Annotated in this window: 14 protein-coding genes and 1 pseudogene; 5 read left to right on the forward strand and 10 right to left on the reverse strand. The window is 57.7% G+C overall.

What is annotated here, in order from left to right; all coding sequences use genetic code 11:
* Positions 1–208: 208 nt before the first annotated feature.
* The 5 genes from EPE01S_RS18435 to EPE01S_RS23505 all read right to left on the reverse strand — a co-directional run bounded on the left by EPE01S_RS18435 (position 209) and on the right by EPE01S_RS23505 (position 6967).
* Complete coding sequence (locus EPE01S_RS18435; RefSeq protein WP_062748060.1) at positions 209–1525, reverse strand: cytochrome c; 1317 nt, start codon at positions 1523–1525, stop codon at positions 209–211.
* A 10-nt stretch (positions 1526–1535) separates the two neighbouring features.
* Positions 1536–3320, reverse strand: coding sequence for a GMC family oxidoreductase (locus tag EPE01S_RS18440; protein WP_062748062.1), 1785 nt, complete (start codon positions 3318–3320; stop codon positions 1536–1538).
* Positions 3321–3322: 2 nt separating this feature from the next.
* Positions 3323–4060, reverse strand: coding sequence for a gluconate 2-dehydrogenase subunit 3 family protein (locus EPE01S_RS18445; RefSeq protein WP_062748064.1), 738 nt, complete (start codon positions 4058–4060; stop codon positions 3323–3325).
* Positions 4061–4323: 263 nt separating this feature from the next.
* The gene (locus EPE01S_RS18450; RefSeq protein WP_062748066.1) at positions 4324–6786 is read right to left on the reverse strand and encodes a sensor domain-containing protein; all 2463 of its coding nucleotides are present in this window, start codon (positions 6784–6786) and stop codon (positions 4324–4326) included.
* Positions 6779–6967, reverse strand: a complete 189-nt coding sequence (locus EPE01S_RS23505; RefSeq protein ID WP_137269818.1) for a hypothetical protein — start codon at positions 6965–6967, stop codon at positions 6779–6781. The genes EPE01S_RS18450 and EPE01S_RS23505 overlap by 8 nt, the downstream gene beginning before the upstream one ends.
* A 271-nt stretch (positions 6968–7238) precedes the next feature.
* Between EPE01S_RS23505 and sbmA the strand changes: the two genes are divergently transcribed.
* Entirely contained in the window at positions 7239–8447 is a 1209-nt protein-coding gene (gene sbmA, locus EPE01S_RS18455) for a peptide antibiotic transporter SbmA (RefSeq protein ID WP_062748068.1), read from the forward strand.
* A 73-nt stretch (positions 8448–8520) separates the two neighbouring features.
* Here sbmA and EPE01S_RS18460 read toward each other — a convergent pair whose 3' ends face one another.
* Together EPE01S_RS18460 and EPE01S_RS18465 are read right to left on the reverse strand one after the other, a co-directional pair.
* Positions 8521–10173 carry a dihydroxyacetone kinase subunit DhaK gene (locus EPE01S_RS18460; protein WP_062748070.1) on the reverse strand — a complete coding sequence of 551 codons (1653 nt, stop codon included), beginning with the start codon at positions 10171–10173 and terminating at the stop codon, positions 8521–8523.
* A 368-nt stretch (positions 10174–10541) separates the two neighbouring features.
* Complete coding sequence (locus EPE01S_RS18465; RefSeq protein ID WP_157076031.1) at positions 10542–10745, reverse strand: hypothetical protein; 204 nt, start codon at positions 10743–10745, stop codon at positions 10542–10544.
* 19 nt (positions 10746–10764) lie between these two features.
* On the opposite strand from EPE01S_RS18465, the gene leuA reads away from it, so the two are divergent.
* The gene (leuA, locus tag EPE01S_RS18470; protein ID WP_062748074.1) at positions 10765–12438 is read left to right on the forward strand and encodes a 2-isopropylmalate synthase; all 1674 of its coding nucleotides are present in this window, start codon (positions 10765–10767) and stop codon (positions 12436–12438) included.
* On the opposite strand, the gene EPE01S_RS18475 is transcribed toward leuA, so the two are convergent.
* From EPE01S_RS18475 to gltP, 3 genes are all read right to left on the reverse strand, one after another.
* Positions 12420–13184, reverse strand: coding sequence for an AraC family transcriptional regulator (locus EPE01S_RS18475; RefSeq protein WP_062748076.1), 765 nt, complete (start codon positions 13182–13184; stop codon positions 12420–12422). The genes leuA and EPE01S_RS18475 overlap by 19 nt on opposite strands.
* 162 nt (positions 13185–13346) lie before the next feature.
* Positions 13347–14891, reverse strand: coding sequence for a methyl-accepting chemotaxis protein (locus tag EPE01S_RS18480; RefSeq protein WP_062748079.1), 1545 nt, complete (start codon positions 14889–14891; stop codon positions 13347–13349).
* Positions 14892–15257: 366 nt separating this feature from the next.
* Positions 15258–16559, reverse strand: a complete 1302-nt coding sequence (gene gltP / locus EPE01S_RS18485; RefSeq protein ID WP_062748081.1) for a glutamate/aspartate:proton symporter GltP — start codon at positions 16557–16559, stop codon at positions 15258–15260.
* A gap of 524 nt (positions 16560–17083) precedes the next feature.
* On the opposite strand from gltP, the gene acs reads away from it, so the two are divergent.
* From acs to EPE01S_RS18500, 3 genes and pseudogenes are all read left to right on the forward strand, one after another.
* The gene (gene acs, locus EPE01S_RS18490) at positions 17084–19039 is read left to right on the forward strand and encodes an acetate--CoA ligase (protein WP_062748084.1); all 1956 of its coding nucleotides are present in this window, start codon (positions 17084–17086) and stop codon (positions 19037–19039) included.
* A gap of 254 nt (positions 19040–19293) precedes the next feature.
* Entirely contained in the window at positions 19294–19605 is a 312-nt protein-coding gene (locus EPE01S_RS18495) for a DUF485 domain-containing protein (protein ID WP_062748086.1), read from the forward strand.
* Positions 19602–21260, forward strand: a pseudogene (locus tag EPE01S_RS18500) (cation acetate symporter). Before EPE01S_RS18495 ends, EPE01S_RS18500 begins: the two are co-directional and overlap by 4 nt.
* Positions 21261–21325: the final 65 nt, after the last annotated feature.

Consider the following 21325-nt stretch of genomic DNA (forward strand, 5'->3'; position numbering starts at 1 on the left):
GATCATAAGACAATAGACAAAAGACAAAGGCCTTTTTCTGTTTGTCATATCTCAGGTTTTTGGTTTGGGTTTTAACGTTGAAACTGCGCCGAAGAAGCGATGATTTCCAGGACGAGCCGACGGGACGTCGGCACGAGGGGGTGAAGGGGGCGGCGCGATTGCCGTCCCCCTTCAAGACCGCCTGTAAGGCGGCCGGAACATCCGCCCGTTACGGCGTCAGCTTCTCCACGTCGGCATTCCCCTGCTGATGCACCACGGCCTCATCCTTACGCACCTCAGCCACATCGCTGGCGGACACCGTGGACGTTGCGGTATTGCCCCAGCTGGTGCGGATAAAGTTCACCACGTCCGCTACCTGCTGGTCGTTCAGCCGCCAGCCGAAGGCCGGCATGGTGATGACGGTCGGTGCGCCTTTCATGCCCGGCAGCTGCGCGCCACTAAGCACAATATGGATCAGCGAGGTGGGATCGGATGCCAGCACTACCGGGTTCCCGCGCAGTTCCGGGAAGAAGCGCGCGTAGCCGCTGCCGTCCGTTTTATGGCAGGCGGCGCAGCTGTCCACGTAGACCGACGCACCGGTTTTACTGTCATCACCTTTCCACAGCGCTTTCGCCACCGTATCGTCCGGCGTGAAGCCCACCTGGTTCGGATCTTTCGCCCCCAGCGACTTCAGATAGCGGGCAATCGCCGTGGCATCTTCCGCGGTCAGGTGCTGCAGGCTGTGCTGCACCACGTCGGTCATGCCGCCGAAGACCGCCGTATGATCGTTGCGCCCCATCCGCAGGAACTGTACCAGGTCGTCCTCGCTCCAGCGTCCCAGACCATCACGCCCGTCGCCGCGCAGGTTGCTGGCGGTCCAGCCGTCAATCGGCGCGTTGCTGCCGGAAAGGAAGTCGCTGCCCTCGTCGTTGTTCAGCGCTTTTTCCTGCATGGTGATGCTGCGTGGCGTATGGCAGGCCCCGCAGTGCCCCAGCCCTTCCACCAGATACTGACCGCGCGCCAGCACCGGATCCTGACCTTGCACCGGCTGGAAGGCTTTTACGTCCGGGGCAAACACCCCGCGCCAGATCGCCAGCGGCCAGCGCATCGACAGCGGCCAGGGGATATCACTTTCCTGATTGGCCTGCGCCACCGGCTTCACGCCGTGCATAAAGTAGGCATACAGTGCCTGCATATCCTCATCGCTGACCACGGCGTAAGAGGGGTAAGGCATCGCCGGGTAAAGCGTATCGCCATTTTTCGCCACGCCGTGGCGTACCGCTTTCTGGAAGTCGTCGTAACTGTACCCGCCAATTCCGCTCTGCTTATCCGGCGTGATATTGGTGGAGTACAGGGTGCCGATGGGTGTCGCCATCGGCAGACCACCGGCAAACGGCTCACCGCCGGCTTTGGTATGGCAGGCCACACAGTCCCCGGCGCGCGCCAGGTACTCGCCGCGCGCTATCTGCGCATCCGCACCGTCTGCCGCCAGGGCGTTCAGTGCCATCATGCCCGGCAGCAGGGCAATAAGAAGTAACTTTTTCATCTGTTTATCCTTATGCCTGCACCAGTGGACCCGGGTTTTTCAGGTACTGTTCGCGGATCGCTTTTGCTGACCAGTAGGTGAGCGCGGCGACCATACCGGTCGGGTTGTAACCCAGCCCCTGCGGGAACGCCGAAGCACCGGGAACAAACACGTTCGGCACATCCCAGCTCTGCAGATAACGGTTAATGGCGCTGGTTTTTGGATCTTCACCCATGATCGCCCCACCGTTCATATGCGTGGTCTGATACACGGTAGTATCGAAATGCGTGCCCGGCATTTTTGGCGCGCCGCTGATGAGCTTTGGATTCATCGCTTCGGCAATCTTGTGCATACGTCCGTGCATAAACTGCGACATTTTAATGTCGTTATCCTGCCAGTCGAAGGTCATACGCAGCAGTGGCTGACCGTGGACATCCTTATAGTTGGGATCCAGGTCGAGGTAGTTATTGCGGTAAGACTGGTGGGCACCGTGGGCATCCATCGACACATGATGGGTGTAATGATCGGCCACCGCCGCTTTCCATTTGCTGCCCCAGTTTGGCGTTCCCGGCGGCGTTGGCAGCCCGGAGATTGGTTTCACACCCGCCTGATTCACCCACATCGGGGAGCCGCCGACAAAACCGTATTTCGCATGGTCAAAGTTGTCGGCGTTGAAGTCGTCCACGCCCACACCGGCCCCCCCCGCCCCGATAAAGTTATTGGTGAACACATCCTTACCGAAGAAGGCTTTAATGGTGGAGATATTCTGGTAGGCAAAGTTACGCCCGACGGTGCCTTCGTTGGTCACCGGATCGTACGGTTTACCAATGCCGGACAGCAGCATCAGGTGAACGTTGTGGAACTGGAAGGCCGACAGGATCACCAGATCCGCGGGCTGTACCTGCTCACGACCCAGCGCATCGACATAAGTGACCCCGGTGGCACGCTTTTTATCGTCGGTCAGGTTCACCCGCAGGACGTGTGCGTTGTTGCGCAGTTCAAACTTTGCCTCCTGGCGCAGCGCAGGCAGAATGTTGACGTTTGGTGAGGCTTTGGAATACATGTAGCAGGCATAGCCGCTGCAGTAGCCGCAGAAGTTGCACGGCCCCATCTGCGCGCCGTAGGTGTTGGTGTACGGGCCGGAGGTATTGGCCGACGGCAGATCGTAAGGGTGATAGCCGATGCTCTCCGCCGCCTGGGCGAACAGCTGCGCTGACCAGGTGCGCTTCTGCGCGGGCAGCGGGAACGGGCTGGAACGGTCCGGGGCAAACGGGTTACCTTTGCCGCCCTGGCCGACCACTTTGCCCTTCACACTCCATGCCGAACCGGAGGTGCCGAATACCTTCTCGGCCTGGTCGAAGAACGGCTCCAGCTCGTCATAGGTCACGCCGAAGTCCTGAATGGTCATGCCTTCCGGGATGAAATTTTTGCCGTAGCGCTCTTCATAGTGGCTGCGCATCCGCAGTTCCATCGGGTCAACGCGGAAATGCACGCCCGACCAGTGCAGGCCCGCGCCGCCAGTGCCGGTACCCGGCAGGAACGCGGCCAGCTGACGATAGGGCTGTGCAGTCTGCGCAGCGTTATGACGGATGGTGACGGTGCTTTTTGACAGATCCTGGAACAGCTTTTTACGGATGTTATAGGTCAGCTCGTCAATCACCTGTGGATAAGCGCCGTCAGGATAGGTATCCCGGTGCGGGCCGCGCTCCAGCGCCACTACGTTCAGACCCGCTTCGGTCAGCTCTTTCGCCATGATCGCCCCGGCCCAGCCGAAACCGACGATCACTGCATCCACTTTTTTCTGTTCGTTAGCCATGATTAGCTTCTTTCCCCGCGAATTGATACCGGCGGCAGCGTGTAACGCTCCCCGCGTTCCACCCAGTCCATAAAGTCGGCGCGTGCGCCCGGGAAGTTGATCAGCTGCCAGCCGACCAGCCCCTGATTGCCCCCGTGGATCGGGTCACTGAAAAAGCCTTCGCGGGTGTTCTGTAACAGGAAGGAAAAGAAGGTTTTCGCCGGGAGCTGGGGCAGCGTCACGCTGCCCGCTTCCAGGGCCTGTAAAAAGGCGTCCTGCTGGTCGCTGCTTAACTGTGCGAACAGCTTACCGTGCTGCTGCTTTGCCAGCGCATCGGCATCGGCCAGGCCAAGCCGGTAGATATCACGCGGCGTCAGTGGCAGCTGATAACCCAGGGCTTTATCGGCATCCGGATGGAATGGCCCCTGCATATACCAGTTGCTGCCCGTGGCGTAGGGCGTGTTCATCTGGCGGTCGATGTATTCGGGTACGCCAGCTTCCAGCGCGCCGGGGCCACGCTCATCGGCGGGGATCAGCCGGGCGACTGCTGCCTGCACAAAGGCGTACTCTTCCGGGGTAAACCAGGTGGGCTGATACTCACGCGCCTGCTGCGGGCCGCTGGCAGCCGCCTCTTTCGCCACGGCGGGCGCGACGGCGGCCAGTGAACCCAGGCCGGCGGAACCTATTGCCATCGCCGGGGCGAGGGTGATGGTTTTCAGCAGAAAATCCCTGCGGGTACTGCCTGTTTTTTGCTCTGACATGGCATTGCCTTCTCAAACGTTCGCGTGGGCGATCGCTAAAATGGGGGGACGGACGGTTTTATCGTCACACTTCTCTATAGGGGGTGTTTAGTGTTCCGGCGTTTAGAGGTTTTTTGTTACCGGTAACAGAGACGCATACTGTAACAGTTATACGTATAAGGTGTGAGGGGATAGAAACAAAAAGGCACAATTTCATTAACAATTTACCTGCCCCACCTCCGGCAGGGCCGGTCACGGATCGCGATCGGCCCTGTCGGGGCAGGTTAAAACGCCTGCAGGCGGTTCTCTGACGGCTGCGGGCGGCCGAAATAGTACCCCTGGAACAGCGTGCAGCCCTCCTCCTTCAGCCGCTCAAACTGCTCATTGCTCTCCACCCCTTCGGCGGTGATCTGAATATCCAGACTACGGCTCATCCCGGTGATCGCGCGGATAATCGCCAGTGCCTCGCGGCTGTCGTGCATGTCGTTGATAAACGACTTATCGATTTTGATTTTATCGAACGGGAAGGAACGCAGGTAACTCAGCGACGAATAGCCGGTGCCGAAGTCATCCAGCGCAATACGGATGCCCAGCGCCTTGAGATTTTGCAAAATATGGATATTGACCAGGGTGTTATCCAGCAACACGGATTCGGTGATCTCCACTTCCAGCCGGTGCGGGGCCAGGCCGGACTCCTTCAGCGCGGCCTCGACGACCGAGACCAGCGCGCTGTTTTTAAACTGCAGCGGGGACAGGTTTACCGCCACGCTCTGCTCGCCCGGCCAGGTCGCCGCTTCACGGCAGGCTTCATACAGCGCATAGGCACCCAGGCTGTGGATCAGCCCGGTCTCTTCGGCAATGGGAATAAAATCAACTGGCATGATGATGCCCCTTTCCGGGTGCAGCCAGCGCATCAGGGCCTCATAGCCGATGATCTCCCGGTGCTGATGGTTGGTGATAGGCTGATAATACAATCTCAGCTGGCGGCTGGTGAGCGCCTCACGCAGATCGTTTTCGATGGCCCGGCGCTTCTGCGCGATGTCCCCCATCCGCTCAGTAAAATGTTCATAACGGTTACGACCGTTACGTTTGGCTTCGTACAGCGCCATATCCGCACAGCGTAACAGCTCATCGGGCGTGGCCATGCCGCTGTCGGCGATGGCGATGCCAATACTCAGCCCCACCGACAGGTTATGCCCGTCAACACTGAACGGAGGACGAATGGTTTCGATCAGGCGGCAGGCAACCGCTTCGGCCTCCTGCCGGTGTGTCAGCCCCGGCAGAACAATGGAGAACTCGTCACCACCGCTGCGTGCCAGCGTATCCTGATCACGCAGAACCCCCCGCAGGCGCACCGCAACGGAACGCAGCAGATCGTCGCCCGTCTGGTGGCCCAGGGCATCATTGACGTTTTTAAAGTTATCCAGATCCAGCCCCATCGTGGCCGTTTTGCGGCGCGCATCGCGATCTTCCCGCAGCGCCTGAGTCAGGCGCTGGTTGAACAGGACGCGGTTCGGCAGACTGGTGAGATTATCGTGATGAGCCATATGATGAATTTGTGCATCTGCCGCCCGCTGGTCGGTGACATCATCGGCAATCAGCAGCACATAGTTATGATGCTCATCGTTACCCCGGATGATCGAGGCGCTGGCGTTAATAATCCGCTCGCCGCCCGGCGTCATCAACAACCGCTCATTGCGCTGCATTCCCTCTCTGCGCTGCGCGGCATCGGAGAGCTGCATAAAGTATTCGCCCATTTCGGCAGTCATGCACTCCGGCCCGCGCTTGCCGATAAAATCGCGCTGCGTCCCGCCGAGCAGCTGTTCGGCTTTGTTGTTGATCAACAGGATCTCGCGTGAAACAACATCCTCCACAATCACGCAGGAGGGAATATTGGCAATAATGGTGTCGAGGAACGTCGACAGCGAGGCCATTTTAGCGCTGTTCTGCTCGGCCAGATCCCGCGATCGCAGGATCTGCTGCTCATACTCACGCACTTCAGTACAGTCGCGGGTGATCTTGGCAAAACCAATCAGCCGATCCTCGTCGTTACGGATCGCGTCGATCACCACATGCGCCCAGAAGGCGCTGCCATCTTTACGGTATCGCCAGCCATAATCTTCAAAACGCCCGGTGCGGCTGGCAACCGCCAGATTGCTTTCCGGCAGCTGCAGCAACCTGTCCTGAGCGCTGTAGAAGCAGGAAAAGTGCTTACCGACGATCTCCTCAGCAGTGTAGCCTTTGGCGCGGCGCGCACCGGCGTTCCAGTTCATAACGCTGCCGCGCGGATCCAGCATATAGATCGCGTAGTCCTGCACCCCTTCCACCAGCACGCGAAAGGTCTGCTCACGTTCAAACTGTTCATGCTGCATCCGGCGCTGTTCGGTACAGTCGCGCGTCACTTTCGCATAGCCGATCAGCCGGCCCTCATCATCCCTGACGGCATCAATGACCACGTGCGCCCAGAAGGCCGAGCCATCTTTGCGGTAGCGCCAGCCCTCGGTCTCATAGCGTCCGCGATCAAACGCGATCGCCAGCCCCTTCTGCGGCGCTCCCTGCAGCCGGTCCTCTTCACTGTAAAAACAGCTAAAATTCTTGCCAACAATTTCAGTCGGTAAATAGCCTTTGGCACGCTGCGCGCCCGGATTCCAGTTAGCCACCGTCCCGTCAGGCGTAAGCATATAGATTGCGTAATCGACTACGCTTTGTACCAGCAGCCGGTACATTACATCCGAGTTTTCATTCATTATTATTTTCACCCAGGCGCTGACGCTCCTTTTCCATTGAAGAAAAGACGTTCAGCGCTGCATACGCCCTTAACTGGCGCAAAATAACCCGCCCGCGCCACCCGAAAGCGGCAGGATCCTTGTCTGTAAATGTGGTCAAACCACACGGGTATAAACCTAAAACATCAGCCTGTTCAAGCAATTTCCATCCGCTTGCGCCAGTTCATTAACGGTTGTCGGCCAGGCTTAAAAAGATATTCAGCGTAAATTTTTATCTTTACGCCCTTAATGGCGTCAGTTTGCAGGGAAATTTGTCCTTCCACTTCCACAAAATAAAGATTACGGGAAAATTAACGGCACAAATAACCAGAAAATATAAAAGATGTTTATACCGACATTAATAGATACAACCGTAACGAGATTACTCACTGTTAATCGCGGTATAACCAGCGGACATTAACAGCGGAGTGCCTATGTTTAAATCATTTTTCCCCAGGCCCGGGCTGTTTTTCAGCAGCGTGGTGCTCTGGAGTCTGTTCGCGGTGGTGTTCTGGTTTGCCTATGCCGACAGCAGGCTGGCTCACCTGATGATGCACCTTTCGTGGCTGCCGTCGGGCGCATTGCCCAATAACGCCCTGCGGTTTATCTCTCCTGGCGAGTTGGGCTTCTATAGCTACTATCTGCTGGCCACGCTGCTGTTTGCCGGATTCTGGTTTTTCCTCAGTCCCCATCCCTGGCAGCGCTGGTCCATTCTGGGCAGCGCGCTGATCATCTTCGTGACCTGGTTTTCCGTGCAGGTGGGGGTCGCGATCAACAGCTGGTACGAACCCTTCTACGACCTGATACAGAAGGCCATGGCGCATCCGAATACCATCAAAATTTCGGCGTTTTATACTCAGGTCAACGGCTTCCTCAGCATCGCGCTGATTGCCGTGGTGATTGACGTGCTGAATCTGTTTTTTATCAGCCATTATGTCTTCCGCTGGCGTACGGCGATGAACAGCTATTATATGGCGCACTGGTCGCGACTGCGCCATATCGAAGGGGCCGCCCAGCGCGTGCAGGAGGATACGATGCGCTTTGCCTCGACCCTGGAAGATATGGGCGTCAGGCTGATTGAGGCGCTGATGACGCTGATTGCCTTCCTGCCGGTACTGGTGGCGCTATCGGTACACGTGAAGACAGTGCCGATCCTCGGGCAGGTGCCCTATGCGCTGGTGATTGCGGCGGTGGTCTGGTCACTGTTCGGCACCGGGCTGCTGGCGCTGGTGGGGATTAAGCTCCCGGGACTGTCATTCCGTAATCAGCGGGTGGAGGCAGCCTATCGTAAGGAGCTGGTGTATGGGGAGGATAATGCGGATCGCGCCAGCCCGCCAAAGGTTCGCGAGCTGTTTTTCAGCGTGCGCAAAAACTACTTCCGCCTCTATTTTCACTATCTCTACTTTAATATCGCGCGCATTTTCTATCTGCAGCTGGACGCGGTATTCAGCATCTTTGTGCTGTTTCCCTCTATTGTGACAGGCGCCATCACGCTCGGCCTGCTGACGCAAATCACTAACGTCTTCGATCAGGTGCGCGGCGCGTTCCAGTATCTGATTAACGCCTGGACCACACTGGTGGAACTGATGTCGATCTACAAGCGTCTGCGCAGCTTCGAGCAGGCGCTGGACGTCGGGGACTGACCCGAAAAGAAGGTCAGCCCCGGCAATGAACGGCAGGGGGTGACCTTTTTTCGGTCGCCCCGTTCCCCTGCGGCTACGGCTGGTGAGCCACGGCCAGCGCGGCAAACACCTTCTCGACGGCACAGGCACCCGGATCTTTCACACCGTCCAGGCTTTCCTGATTAAGGTAGGACGATCGGCCGGCGCGAGCGCTGCGCATGGTGCTGGTGCTGTCGGCCCCTTCCCTGGCCGCCGCCGCAACGCGGGTCAGGTCGTCCCCGTTAAGCAGCGCGGCAAAGGCGGGGTGTAAAGCATCGATCATCGTGCGATCCCCGACCTGCGCTCCGCCGTAGTGCTGCATCCGCGCCAGGCCTGCGTTCAGTGCCTCTGCCAGCGATGCGCCAGCGGCCAGCTGCTGTCCGGCGGCGGTAAACATAATCGACATCAGCACCCCACTGGATCCGCCCATGACGGTGGCCAGCTTTTCCCCCACCACCGTCAGCAGCGCATGCGGCTGGTTGAGCGGCAGCGCGTGGGCCTCACTGGCGTCCAGTACGCTACGGGCACCCGCGGCAAAGGTCGATCCGGTATCCCCGTCACCCACTTTCGCATCCAGCTGGTTAAGCTCACTCTCCAGACCGATCAGCGTCTGGCATATCGTCTTCACTATCGCTGCCGCCGTCGGGTTATCAGACGGGGTGACGGACTGCAGCTGCGCGGCCGTTTTCGCCGGGATTTCCGCCGCAGAGAACGGCGCGAACGCCGGGCTCCAGCCGCTGACCTGTACCGGGGCCAGCAGGGCCGTCTCGCGTTCCGCATCCAGCTGCATCACCGACAGGGAAAACCCTTTCATATCCAGCGCACTGACCAGCGTCGCCGGACCAATCAGCAGTTTCACCTGCTGGCCCAGCGCGGAATGCAGCGCTTCACGCACCACTACTGCCATCTCCAGCGCCGAAAAGCCGCCCAGATTGTTAACCATCAGGGCGAGGGGGCCCGCGATTTTTTTCGCCGTCAGACGCGACACCAGCTCTGCCACAATCTCCGCGCTGTTCTGGGTTTTCAGTGTCGATGCACCCGGCTCACCGTGGATCCCCATACCCAACTCACTTCCTCCCTCCGGTACGCGATGGTCATCACGTGTCTCGCCCGGAACGTGGCAGGTGGTGAACGCCAGCCCGATAGATGACGTCGCGTCACAGGCCTGCTGTGCCACGGCGGCCACCTGCGCCAGAGTCTGCCCCTGTTCGGCGGCGTAGCCGGCAACTTTATGCACCAGAGCCGTTCCGGCAATGCCCCGTGGCTGCGGGTTTTCCGGCAGTGCAATATCGTCGCGCACCATCACCATTTCCACCTTATAACCCAGGCCCCGGGCTTTCTCCGCCGCCAGACCAAAGTTAAGGCGGTCGCCGGTATAGTTTTTTACGATCAACAGGCAGCCGGCGTCTCCGGTGACGTTGATAATGGCATGCAGCACAGCATCCACGCTGGGTGACGCGAAGATATCGCCACACACTGCCGCCGTCAGCATCCCCTGACCGACAAAGCCGATATGGGCTGGCTCATGCCCCGAACCGCCGCCTGAAATCAGGGCGACGCGCGACTTATCCCAGTCCTTGCGGACCACCACACGCATCTGCGGCCCCAGCGATAAACGGCCAAGATTATGGTGCGGGGAACTGAGCAAAATGCCCTCAATCGCGTCGTTCACTACATGCTGTTTTTGATTCATAAAAAACTGACTCATTCGTGCTCCTCATCCACATAAAATAATGGTTACTGGTTCATATATTAATAAAACCTTAATCGATCCAACATAGTTGCGATATTTCTTATTTACAGTATGGGCCAACACTGAAAATAGGCCGGGTGATTTTTACCTGCAACATGGCACAGTCAGGAAAAACAGGCTATCACAATGATAATAAAGAAAACTTACTGCTGTGTAATATTTTAATACATATTAACCACAGCCGATCAGCCATAATGAAATTGTAGTATCAATCACAATTTGCTATTAAATGAACTGCGGGAAGACAAAAATAAGTTTATAACTCAATGTGGATGATAAGACGGTACAACAGAACAGCCGCTTACCGATTTCCATCATACGTATCACAACCTGAAAAGGCGTTGATCTTCAGTGCCCTTTCCAGTCTCAGTGTCACCCGTCATACCCACGCCAACACCAGGGCGTAAAAGGAGCAGGGTTTTCCCTTTTGCTCCTTTTTTTTCATCTTCAGTTGTCACTTTTTCATACACGGTTGTCAGTTTTGCGCCAGCCAGAAGCGGCATCGTCATTGCAGTATAGGGCTTCACCCAACAAGGAGCCTGACCGATGCTGCAGCAACCCGCCGACAAATATCACCCGTTTCCTCCCGTCACGCTGACCGATCGCCAGTGGCCAGGCCGTACGCTGAAGAGCGCGCCACGCTGGCTCTCAACTGACCTGCGCGACGGCAATCAGTCGCTGGCAGAACCGATGGATGCGGCACGTAAGAAAGCATTCTGGCAGCTGCTGCTCCAGTGTGGATTCAGGGAGATTGAGGTGGCGTTTCCCTCGGCGTCACAGACTGACTTCAACTTTGTGCGTGAGCTGATCGAAGAGCGGATGATCCCTGATGATGTGACTATCCAGGTGCTGACCCAGGCCCGAGCCGATCTGATCGATCGCACGTTTGTGGCGCTGGAGGGGGCAAAACAGGCCTGTATCCACCTGTATAACGCCACGGCACCGGTATTTCGTCGTCTGGTGTTTCGCCAGAGTCGTGAGCAGATTATCGAACTGGCCGTTAACGCCACGCGACTCATTCGCCAGCGCTGCGAAGAGCAGCCGCAGACTCACTGGACCTTTGAGTATTCGCCGGAAACCTTCTGCTTCACCGAGGCCGATTTCGCCCTGGAGATCTGTGAGGCCGTGGCGGCCGTCTGGGAGCCCTGTGCGCTGCGGCCGATGATCATTAATCTGCCCGCGACGGTCGAGGTGAGTACGCCTAACGTCTATGCCGATCAGATCGAATACTTCTGTCGTCACTTTTCCCGTCGCCCGCAGGTCTGTATTAGCGTACATCCGCATAACGATCGCGGTACCGGTATTGCTGCCGCCGAACTGGCACTGCTGGCAGGGGCTGACCGGGTGGAAGGCTGCCTGTTCGGCAACGGGGAACGCACGGGTAACGTCGATCTGGTGACCATGGCGCTTAACTTCTACACCCAGGGCATCGATCCGCAGCTTAACTTCAGCCAGATGAAGCAGGTCGTCGACGTGGTGGAACAGTGTAACCAACTGCCGGTTCATCCCCGCCATCCTTACGCCGGAGAGCTGGTCTTTACGGCTTTTTCCGGTTCCCACCAGGATGCGATTAAAAAAGGGTTTGCCGCCCGTCAGCAGCAGCAGGACAGTCGCTGGGAAGTCCCCTATCTGCCCCTGGATCCGGCGGACATCGGTTGCAGCTATGAGGCGGTGATCCGCGTCAACAGCCAGTCAGGAAAAAGTGGTGCAGCGTGGATGATTGAACAGAATCACGGCCTGGCCCTGCCGCGCGCCCTGCAGCAGGATTTCAGCCAGCAGGTGCAGCAGGTGGCCGATGCGGAAAATCGTGAAATGACCCAGGCGGCCATCTGGCAGCTGTTTCGTCGGGTGTACGGCATTGAAGCCCCGACGTTGCAACTGGGCGAGTACCGCAGCGAAAGCGACAGCCAGGGGGCGTTACGCTTCGAGGCGGGCATCCGCCAGGGCGATCGGTATGACACCATCAGCGGGCGTGGCAACGGCCTGTTGTCGGCGGCGGCAGATGCGCTGCGCCAGTCGCTGGACATCGCGTTTACCATTCAGGATTATCACGAGCACACCCTCGGCCAGCGCAGCGACAGCCGGTCCGTCACCTATCTGCGCTGCATCTTCCCCGGCAATCGCAGCGCCTGGGGCGTGGGTATCGACAGCGATGTGTCACGGGCCTCTTTGCAGGCGCTACTGAACGCCGTGGCGCAGCATCAGCCAGCCGGGAAGTAGTCGCTGGGGGCGACACCCAGGATGCGGCGGAACATCGCGCTGAAGGCGCTCTGGCTTTCATAGCCCAGCTCCAGCGACACCGCCAGCACTGAATCCCCCCGCGCCAGGCGCGTCAGGGCTTCCATCAGCCTGGCGCGTCTGACCCAGTCACTGAACTGCAGACCCGTCTCCTGATAAAAACGCCGGGCGAGCGTACGGCTGCTGACGTTGACCCGGCGGGCGCTGTTTTCCAGCGTCCAGCTCTCTCCCGGTGCCGCGCGCAGCGCCCGGCACAGGCCCAGCAGCGCCTCGCTCTGCGGTTCCGGCAGGCTGAAGGGGAGCTCCGTCATCACGCGGATTTCATCAAGGATCAGTTCATAGATGCGCTCGGCCCGGCTGGCGGGCCTGTAAGCTTCAGGCAGATCCAGCGCGCTGACGATCAGCTCGCGCAGCAGCGGTGAAATCTGCACCACCTGACAGCTGGCCGGCAAATCGGCACGGGCCAGCGGATCGACAAAGAGCGTGCGTGCCGCCACCTCCCCGGTCATCTGCAGTGCATGTTTCACCCCGGCCGGCAGCCATACGCCGCGACCCGGCGGTACAATCCAGTGCCCCAGCACCGTCTCCACCCTGACGACACCGGTCAGCGTATGCACCAGTTGCGCGCAGTTATGATGATGCTGCGGTTCAACATCGCCGTGACGATAGTCGTGCGCGTAGGGGATCAGCGGACGGTGCGCAAAGGAAAAGTCGAGGGTGGCTGTCATGGCGTTCTCACGGCGGGATGGAGAACCATCCTAGCAAAAAAAGGGGCGACCGGAAAAAAAGGTCGCCCCTGCGAAAATCATCACTTTCACCGGTACGGCCGGCCCTTACCGTCACCACCTGATGGCGTGGCTGACCTTTTACGCGGTCAGGCATCAGCGCGGTTAACGGAAGACGCTGATGGCCTCAACCAGTCGCGTCGCCTGCCGCGTCATCCGGCCGGAGGCCTGCGCGCCCTCTTCCACCTTCGCGGCGTTCTGATGGGTGATATTGTCGAGATCTTCCACCGCCAGGCTGATCTCACCGATGGCCGTGGCCTGTTGCGCAGTGGCCGCACTGATCTCGGCGATCAGTGACGTGACGTTCTGCACCTGAGAAACAATGCTTTCCATGGTTTTACCCGCCTCATTCACATGCAGCGTGCCGGATTTGACCTTACCGGCGCTGCTCTCTACCAGCATTTTGATCTCACTGGCGGCTTTCGCGCTGCGCTGGGCCAGGCTGCGTACTTCTCCCGCTACCACGGCAAACCCTTTCCCCTGTTCTCCTGCACGGGCGGCTTCCACTGCCGCATTCAGCGCAAGGATATTGGTCTGGAAGGCGATGCCGTCAATCACGCTGGTGATGTTGGCGATTTGCTTCGAACTGTCGGTAATTTCAGCCATCATTTTCACCATATCAGCCATCGCTTCCCCGCCCTGAACGGCAGCCTTGCTGGTACTGATCGACAGGCTGTTAACCTCTGCGGCGGTCTCGGTATTACTCTTCACCGTGGCGGTCATTTCGTTCATTGTCGCAGCCGTCTGCTGGACGTTAGCCGCAGCCTGCTCCGTGCGGCGGCTCAACTCGCTGTTGCCCTGGGCAATGGCGTCGCTGGCGCTGAGTACATTGATGGCCTGCCCGCTGACATCATCAACCAGCCAGCGGAACATCAGCCCCAGTTGACCAATAGCCCGCAGTGTCGTCCCTACCTCATCAACCCGATCCATCTGTTCCACTTTATGATCGGCACCGGTGGCGACGCGCAGCGCCTGCTGGCAGACCCGCTCAATCGGCCGGGAGACCTGCATTTCCAGCCAGGCCGATGCCAGCAGCAGCAGCAGCGCCATCCCTGCAGCAAACAGACCCAGCGCGGTATGGCTCAGACCCAGCCCCCAGACGCCCAGCGTGGCCAGCGGTAATACCGCCAGCAGCGCCGAGCGGATACGCCAGCGCAGCGGCAGAGTTTTAAACAGTGACCGCCAGCTCATCAGGCCGGTACGGACAATCAGCCCCTTATGGAAGCGCTGACCTTTTGCTTTCCCGTTACGAAAATCCTGGTACAGACGTTCCGTTGCGCGGATTTCTTCCTCACCGGGTTTGGTGCGCACCGACATGTAACCCTGCACATTGCCATTGCGTACCACCGGGATCGCGTTGGCACGTACCCAGTAGTGATCGCCATCTTTGCGACGGTTTTTGACCAGTGCCGTCCAGGGTTCCCCTTTTTTCAGCGTTGCCCACATATCGGCAAAGGCTTCCGGCGGCATGTCCGGGTGGCGCACCATATTATGGGGCTGGCCGTTGGTTTCCTCCGGCGTAAAACCGCTGACCTCAATAAAGGCATCATTGGCATAGGTGATATAGCTGCGGGTATCGGTGGTCGACATGAGCGTGGCGTCATCGCCGAACTCATATTCCTGCTGCGTAACGGGCAAGTTATTGCGCATGGGTTAAATCCTTGAATGGATCAACGGGAGTTGTACCAGGGAATATTAGTAACGTTTTTTTATATTTTCGGCGCGAAACCAGGGATCTTTAGCCGGGTTTACGCAAATAGCGTGATCGGGGCGACAAAGCCAGCCACATTGGCGTCAGTGCCCTGGTGGCAAACACGTGGCCGGCGTCAGCAAAACTGCCTCTTTTTTAGCAGGGTATTATTCTTCAGAGAAAATTTATGATACTGGCAATACACCTTTATTCAGGCCAGCCAGAGGCGGGAAGGTCAGCAGGGGGCTTTAGCAAAGAGGAATAAAGGAAGGCGTTGACCGGAAAGGGATCGGGCTGGCAATCAGAACTGCCAGCCCGCAGGAGGATTACGCTGTAGGCTGCGCCTTTAGCTGTGCCTCATAGGCCTGGGCCTGTTTGGCATCGAACTGGTCTTCCCACTTGGCAATCACCAGCACCGCCAGTGCATTACCCACCACGTTCAGCGCGGTACGCGCCATATCGAGGATACGGTCAACACCGGCGATAAACGCCAGACCTTCCAGCGGGATGCCCACGCTGCCCAGTGTGGCCAGCAGCACCACAAAGGAGACGCCCGGCACGCCGGCAATCCCTTTCGAAGTGACCATCAGCGTCAGCACCAGCACGATTTCCTGCCCCAGAGAGAGGTCAATACCGTACAGCTGGGCGATAAAGATGGCGGCAATACTCTGATAGAGCGTGGAACCGTCCAGATTAAACGAGTAGCCGGTCGGCACCACAAAGCTGGTGATCGCTTTCGGCGCGCCGTAGGCTTCCATCTTCTCCATTATACGCGGCAGCACGGTTTCCGAGCTGGCGGTAGAGTAAGAGAGGATCAGTTCATCCTTCAGAATGCGGATCAGGGTGGTGATACGCAGCTTGCAGAAGCGGGCCACCGCACCGAGAACCACCAGCGCGAAGAACAGGATCGCCACGTAAACCAGGATCACCAGCTTCGCCAGCGGCCAGAGTGAGGCAAAGCCGAAGTTCGCCACGGTCACCGAGATCAGCGCAAACACCCCGACCGGCGCATAGCGCATGATCATATTGGTGACTTTGAACATCGCTTCTGACGTTGAACGGAACACTTTCACCAGTGGGTCACGGTGTTCCGACGGCAGGGAAGAGAGGCCCAGGCCAAACAGCACGGAGAAGAAGATAATGGGCAGCATGTCGCCTTTGGCGATCGCCGCAAAAATATTCTGCGGGATCAGCGACAGGATGGTGCTCACCAGACTGTGTGGCTGCCCCTGAACCTCTGCCGTTGTGGCTTCATACTGAGAGATGTCCACCGTTGCCAGCGTCGACATATCAATGCCGGAGCCGGGTTGAAACACGTTCGCCAGAGTAATACCTGTCACAATGGCAATGGTGGTAATCACTTCAAAATAGACGATGGTTTTAACACCGATGCGTCCGAGTTTTTTGGCATCACCTACGCCGGCGATACCGACAATCAGTGTAGAAATAACGATAGGTACGACGATCATTTTGATCAGGTGAATAAAGATATCACCCGCCGGGCTGAGAACGTTGGTGACTAACCATTCACGATTTTCCGGCTGGTTATGCAGTATCGCACCCGCGGCGATGCCGAGAACCAGTGCAATCAGTATTTGCCATGCAAGGCTGAATTTTACGGCTTTCATAACGTGTCTGTTTCCTTAACAAAACCTGCTTTCCGCGTGTGGTATGCGGAGTGAATAACACTCAAGGGAGGCTGACCGGGATCGGGCAATTCGCAGGTAATGGATGGTTGATACCTGATTTACAGGCGCGTAATCAGTACCATTTTCAACGCCCTAAATGCAACCCCGCCAGAGATGCGGCTAATTAATCCCCCCTGGACAGGATAAAGCCCTGCCTGCTCGCCCTGTATAATAACCCTTTGTAATAAATAGAAATATTTCAGTCAATCACAGCATCACTATGCATAAACAGCGTATTACCCCGCAGAAACAAAATGGTCTATCTGCGCCTTTTTTGTGCGACTTGTCGTGCGTATCTCAACGATTATTGCGCAAAATGAATATCTTTAACGCCGTCAGGGCGTTCGGATCCATCAGATTAGGTTATGGCGTGATCTGCCGCGCAAAAAGAAAACAAAGCCAAACCAACATCTTCACTTAACCTTTGATTGACATATTATTAACAATCTTCAAGGAGGCCAGCTATGAGCCAGTCACATACCTACCCGGTTCCCGCGAACATTGCGGAAAATACATTGATCGCACCCCAGCAGTATTCGTCGATGTACCAGCAGTCGGTACAGGACCCCGATGCCTTCTGGGGTGAACAAGGCAAAATCCTGGACTGGATTAAGCCTTTTACCATCGTGAAAAACACCTCCTTCGCCCCCGGCAATGTCTCTATCCGCTGGTTTGAGGACGGCACGCTAAACCTGGCGGCAAACTGTCTTGACCGCCATCTGGCCACCCGTGGCGATCACCCGGCCATTATCTGGGAAGGGGATGACAGTAGCGAAAGCAAAACCATCACCTATCGTGAACTGCATCGTGACGTCTGCCGCTTTGCTAATACCTTAAAAGAGCTGGGCATCAGCAAAGGCGATGTCGTGGCTATTTATATGCCGATGGTGCCGGAAGCCGCCGTCGCCATGCTGGCCTGCGCGCGCATTGGCGCCGTGCATACGGTGATCTTTGGTGGCTTCTCCCCTGAAGCCGTGGCCGGACGCATTATCGACTGTAACGCCCGTCTGGTGATCACCGCCGATGAAGGCATTCGTGCCGGACGCGCCATTCCGCTGAAGAAAAATGTGGATGATGCGTTGAATAACCCCAACGTCACCAGCGTCGGCAACGTGGTAGTCTTCCGCCGCACCGGGAAAGACGTGGGCTGGAAAAACGATCGTGATCTGTGGTGGCACGAGCTGGTGAATAAAGCCAGCGCCCATCATCAGCCGGAAGAAGTGGGGGCGGAAGACCCGCTGTTTATCCTTTATACCTCCGGTTCCACCGGGAAGCCGAAAGGCGTGCTGCATACCACCGGAGGCTACCTTGTCTATGCGGCAACCACCTTCAAGTACGTATTCGACTATCATCCGGACGATGTCTACTGGTGTACCGCCGACGTTGGCTGGGTCACCGGGCACAGCTATCTGCTGTATGGCCCGCTGGCCTGTGGTGCCACCACCCTGATGTTTGAAGGCGTGCCGAACTGGCCAAAACCGAGCCGTATGGCGGAGGTCGTGGATAAGCACAAGGTCACCATTCTGTATACCGCCCCGACGGCGGTACGCGCGCTGATGGCCGAAGGCGACAAAGCGATTGAAGGCACCGACCGCTCCAGCCTGCGTATTCTCGGATCCGTAGGTGAGCCGATAAATCCGGAAGCCTGGGAGTGGTTCCATAAAAAAATCGGCAACGGCCGCTGCCCAATCGTGGACACCTGGTGGCAGACGGAAACCGGCGGCTTTATGATCACCCCGCTTCCGGGAGCGACAGCGCTGAAACCCGGCTCGGCCACTAACCCGTTCTTTGGCGTGCAGCCTGCGCTGGTCGACAATGAGGGCAACGCCCTGGAAGGAGCCACAGAAGGTAACCTGGTGATTGTCGACTCCTGGCCAGGCCAGGCACGAACCCTGTATGGCGATCACGAGCGCTTTGAGCAGACCTACTTCTCTACCTTTAAAAATATGTACTTCAGCGGCGACGGCGCACGCCGTGATGAAGAGGGCTATTACTGGATCACCGGACGCGTCGATGATGTGCTCAATGTCTCCGGCCACCGTCTGGGTACTGCGGAGATCGAATCAGCCCTGGTGTCGCACCCGCTGATTGCAGAAGCGGCGGTGGTCGGCATCCCGCACGGGCTGAAAGGCCAGGCAATTTATGCCTACATTACGCTTAACCACGGTGAAGAGCCGTCACCAGAACTGTATACCGAAGTGCGTAACTGGGTGCGTAAAGAGATCGGCCCGATAGCCACCCCGGATGTGCTGCACTGGACGGACTCCTTACCCAAAACCCGCTCCGGCAAAATCATGCGCCGTATTCTGCGCAAAATCGCCGCCGGGGATACCAGTAATCTTGGTGATACCTCAACCCTCGCCGATCCTGGCGTGGTCGAGAAATTACTCGAAGAGAAGCAGTCGATTAAAATGCCATAACACGACGGGGGCCTCTGTGCCCCTGTTCTTAAACTGCCGCAGAGCAGCCCTGCCGTATCAGGTCTTAATCTTGTCCGAACCAGGAAATTATAAAAACTATATTTCACATTTCCCCTCAGTTACTGACGCTGCAGCAAGGCGGTAAAGCGATGAACTCCCGGGGACTTATTCACTTAAGTCACCTGGAAAATAGCTCAGGCCTGTACCACTGCGGCGGCAGGGATGAAGGGGGAAATACCTCTGGAGATATGACAATGAACGATGTCCTTTATCAAAGAATAGAAAAGAGCGCACGTTTTAAAGAGCTGGTGAGAAAACGCCAGAGCTTTGCCACCCTGCTGTCCGTCATTATGCTGGTGCTGTATGTCGGGTTTATCTTGCTGATTGCCTTCGCGCCCGCCTGGCTCGGCACCCCGCTTCATGAAGGAACGAACGTGACGCGCGGTATTCCCATTGGCGTAGGCCTCATTGTGATCTCCTTCCTGCTGACCGGGGTGTATGTCTGGCGTGCAAACGGCGAGTTCGACCGCCTGACCCGCGAACTGCTGAATGAGGTGAAAGGATGAAATCACGCCATCTGTTCTTTGCGCTGGCGGCCCTGCTGCCCTGCGGCGTGCTGGCGGCGGATGCCATCAGCGGTGCGGTTGAGCGCCAGCCCACCAACGTCGAAGCGATTATCATGTTCCTGATTTTCGTCGCTTTTACGTTGGGGATCACCTACTGGGCCTCCAAGCGTACCCGGTCACGCAGCGACTACTATACGGCGGGCGGCAATATTACCGGCTTCCAGAATGGCCTGGCGATGGCCGGAGACTTTATGTCTGCCGCCTCGTTTTTGGGGATTTCGGCACTGGTTTATACTTCCGGCTACGACGGACTGATCTACTCCCTCGGCTTCCTGGTCGGCTGGCCGATTATTCTGTTCCTGATCGCCGAGCGCCTGCGTAACCTCGGGCGTTATACCTTTGCCGATGTGGCCTCTTACCGCCTGAAACAGAAGCCGATCCGCACGCTTTCGGCCTGTGGTTCCCTGGTGGTAGTGGCGCTCTATCTGATTGCGCAGATGGTCGGCGCAGGCAAGCTGATCCAGCTGCTGTTCGGCCTGGATTATCACGTGGCGGTGGTGCTGGTCGGTATCCTGATGGTGATGTACGTGCTGTTTGGCGGCATGCTGGCCACCACCTGGGTACAGATTATTAAAGCCGTCCTGCTGCTGTTTGGGGCCAGCTTTATGGCCATTATGGTGATGAAAACGGTCGGTTTCAGTTTCAATACGCTGTTTACCGAAGCCATCAAGGTTCACCCGAAAGGGATTGCGATCATGAGCCCCGGCGGGCTGGTACACGATCCGATTTCGGCTCTTTCGCTCGGGTTGGGTCTGATGTTCGGTACAGCAGGTTTACCGCACATTCTGATGCGCTTCTTCACCGTCAGCGACGCGCGGGAAGCACGTAAGAGCGTATTCTGGGCCACCGGCTTTATGGGTTACTTCTACTTCCTGACCTTTATTATCGGCTTTGGGGCCATTCTGCTGGTCGGGGCGAATCCGGCGTTTAAAGACGCCACCGGCGCGCTGATCGGCGGCAACAATATGGCGGCGGTGCATCTGGCGGACGCGGTGGGCGGCAGCCTGTTCCTCGGCTTTATCTCTGCCGTGGCCTTCGCCACCATTCTGGCGGTAGTCGCCGGACTGACGCTGGCGGGGGCTTCCGCCGTGTCTCATGACCTGTATGCCAGCGTGTTCCGTAAGGGGCAGGCCACTGAAAAAGATGAGCTGCGGGTGTCAAAAATAACCGTCGTGCTGCTGGGCATTGTGGCGATCCTGCTGGGGATTATGTTTGAAAAGCAAAACATCGCCTTTATGGTCGGGCTGGCGTTCTCGATTGCCGCCAGCTGTAACTTCCCGATTATTTTACTGTCGATGTACTGGTCAAAACTCACCACGCGCGGAGCGATGATTGGCGGCTGGCTGGGCCTGCTGACGGCGGTGCTGCTGATGATCCTCGGCCCGACGGTATGGGTACAGGTGCTGGGCAATGCGAAAGCGGTGTTCCCGTATGAGTATCCGGCGCTGTTCTCGATGCTGGCGGCGTTTATCGGTACCTAGCTGTTCTCGGTGACCGACAGCTCGGCATCCGGTGCGGAGGAGCGTCAGCGCTTCCAGGCGCAGTTTGTTCGTTCACAGACGGGGATCGGCATTGAAGGCGGGAAAGGTCATTAATACCAGAGAGACAGGTGCGGACCGGGTGTCACGGTCCGCACCGTAGTGGTTCACAGGGGCGGACC

Source organism: Erwinia persicina NBRC 102418 (genome assembly GCF_001571305.1).
GTDB classification, from domain to species: Bacteria; Pseudomonadota; Gammaproteobacteria; order Enterobacterales; family Enterobacteriaceae; genus Erwinia; species Erwinia persicina.

Coding starts and splice junctions, on each gene's coding strand:
- acs (WP_062748084.1), top strand. CDS start 17,084: ATGAGCCAGTCACATACCTACCCGGTTCCCGCGAACATTGCGGAAAAT.
- sbmA (WP_062748068.1), top strand. CDS start 7,239: ATGTTTAAATCATTTTTCCCCAGGCCCGGGCTGTTTTTCAGCAGCGTG.
- EPE01S_RS18450 (WP_062748066.1), bottom strand. CDS start 6,786: ATGAATGAAAACTCGGATGTAATGTACCGGCTGCTGGTACAAAGCGTA.
- EPE01S_RS18460 (WP_062748070.1), bottom strand. CDS start 10,173: ATGAGTCAGTTTTTTATGAATCAAAAACAGCATGTAGTGAACGACGCG.
- EPE01S_RS18480 (WP_062748079.1), bottom strand. CDS start 14,891: ATGCGCAATAACTTGCCCGTTACGCAGCAGGAATATGAGTTCGGCGAT.
- gltP (WP_062748081.1), bottom strand. CDS start 16,559: ATGAAAGCCGTAAAATTCAGCCTTGCATGGCAAATACTGATTGCACTG.
- EPE01S_RS18440 (WP_062748062.1), bottom strand. CDS start 3,320: ATGGCTAACGAACAGAAAAAAGTGGATGCAGTGATCGTCGGTTTCGGC.
- EPE01S_RS18475 (WP_062748076.1), bottom strand. CDS start 13,184: ATGACAGCCACCCTCGACTTTTCCTTTGCGCACCGTCCGCTGATCCCC.
- leuA (WP_062748074.1), top strand. CDS start 10,765: ATGCTGCAGCAACCCGCCGACAAATATCACCCGTTTCCTCCCGTCACG.
- EPE01S_RS18445 (WP_062748064.1), bottom strand. CDS start 4,060: ATGTCAGAGCAAAAAACAGGCAGTACCCGCAGGGATTTTCTGCTGAAA.
- EPE01S_RS18495 (WP_062748086.1), top strand. CDS start 19,294: ATGAACGATGTCCTTTATCAAAGAATAGAAAAGAGCGCACGTTTTAAA.
- EPE01S_RS18435 (WP_062748060.1), bottom strand. CDS start 1,525: ATGAAAAAGTTACTTCTTATTGCCCTGCTGCCGGGCATGATGGCACTG.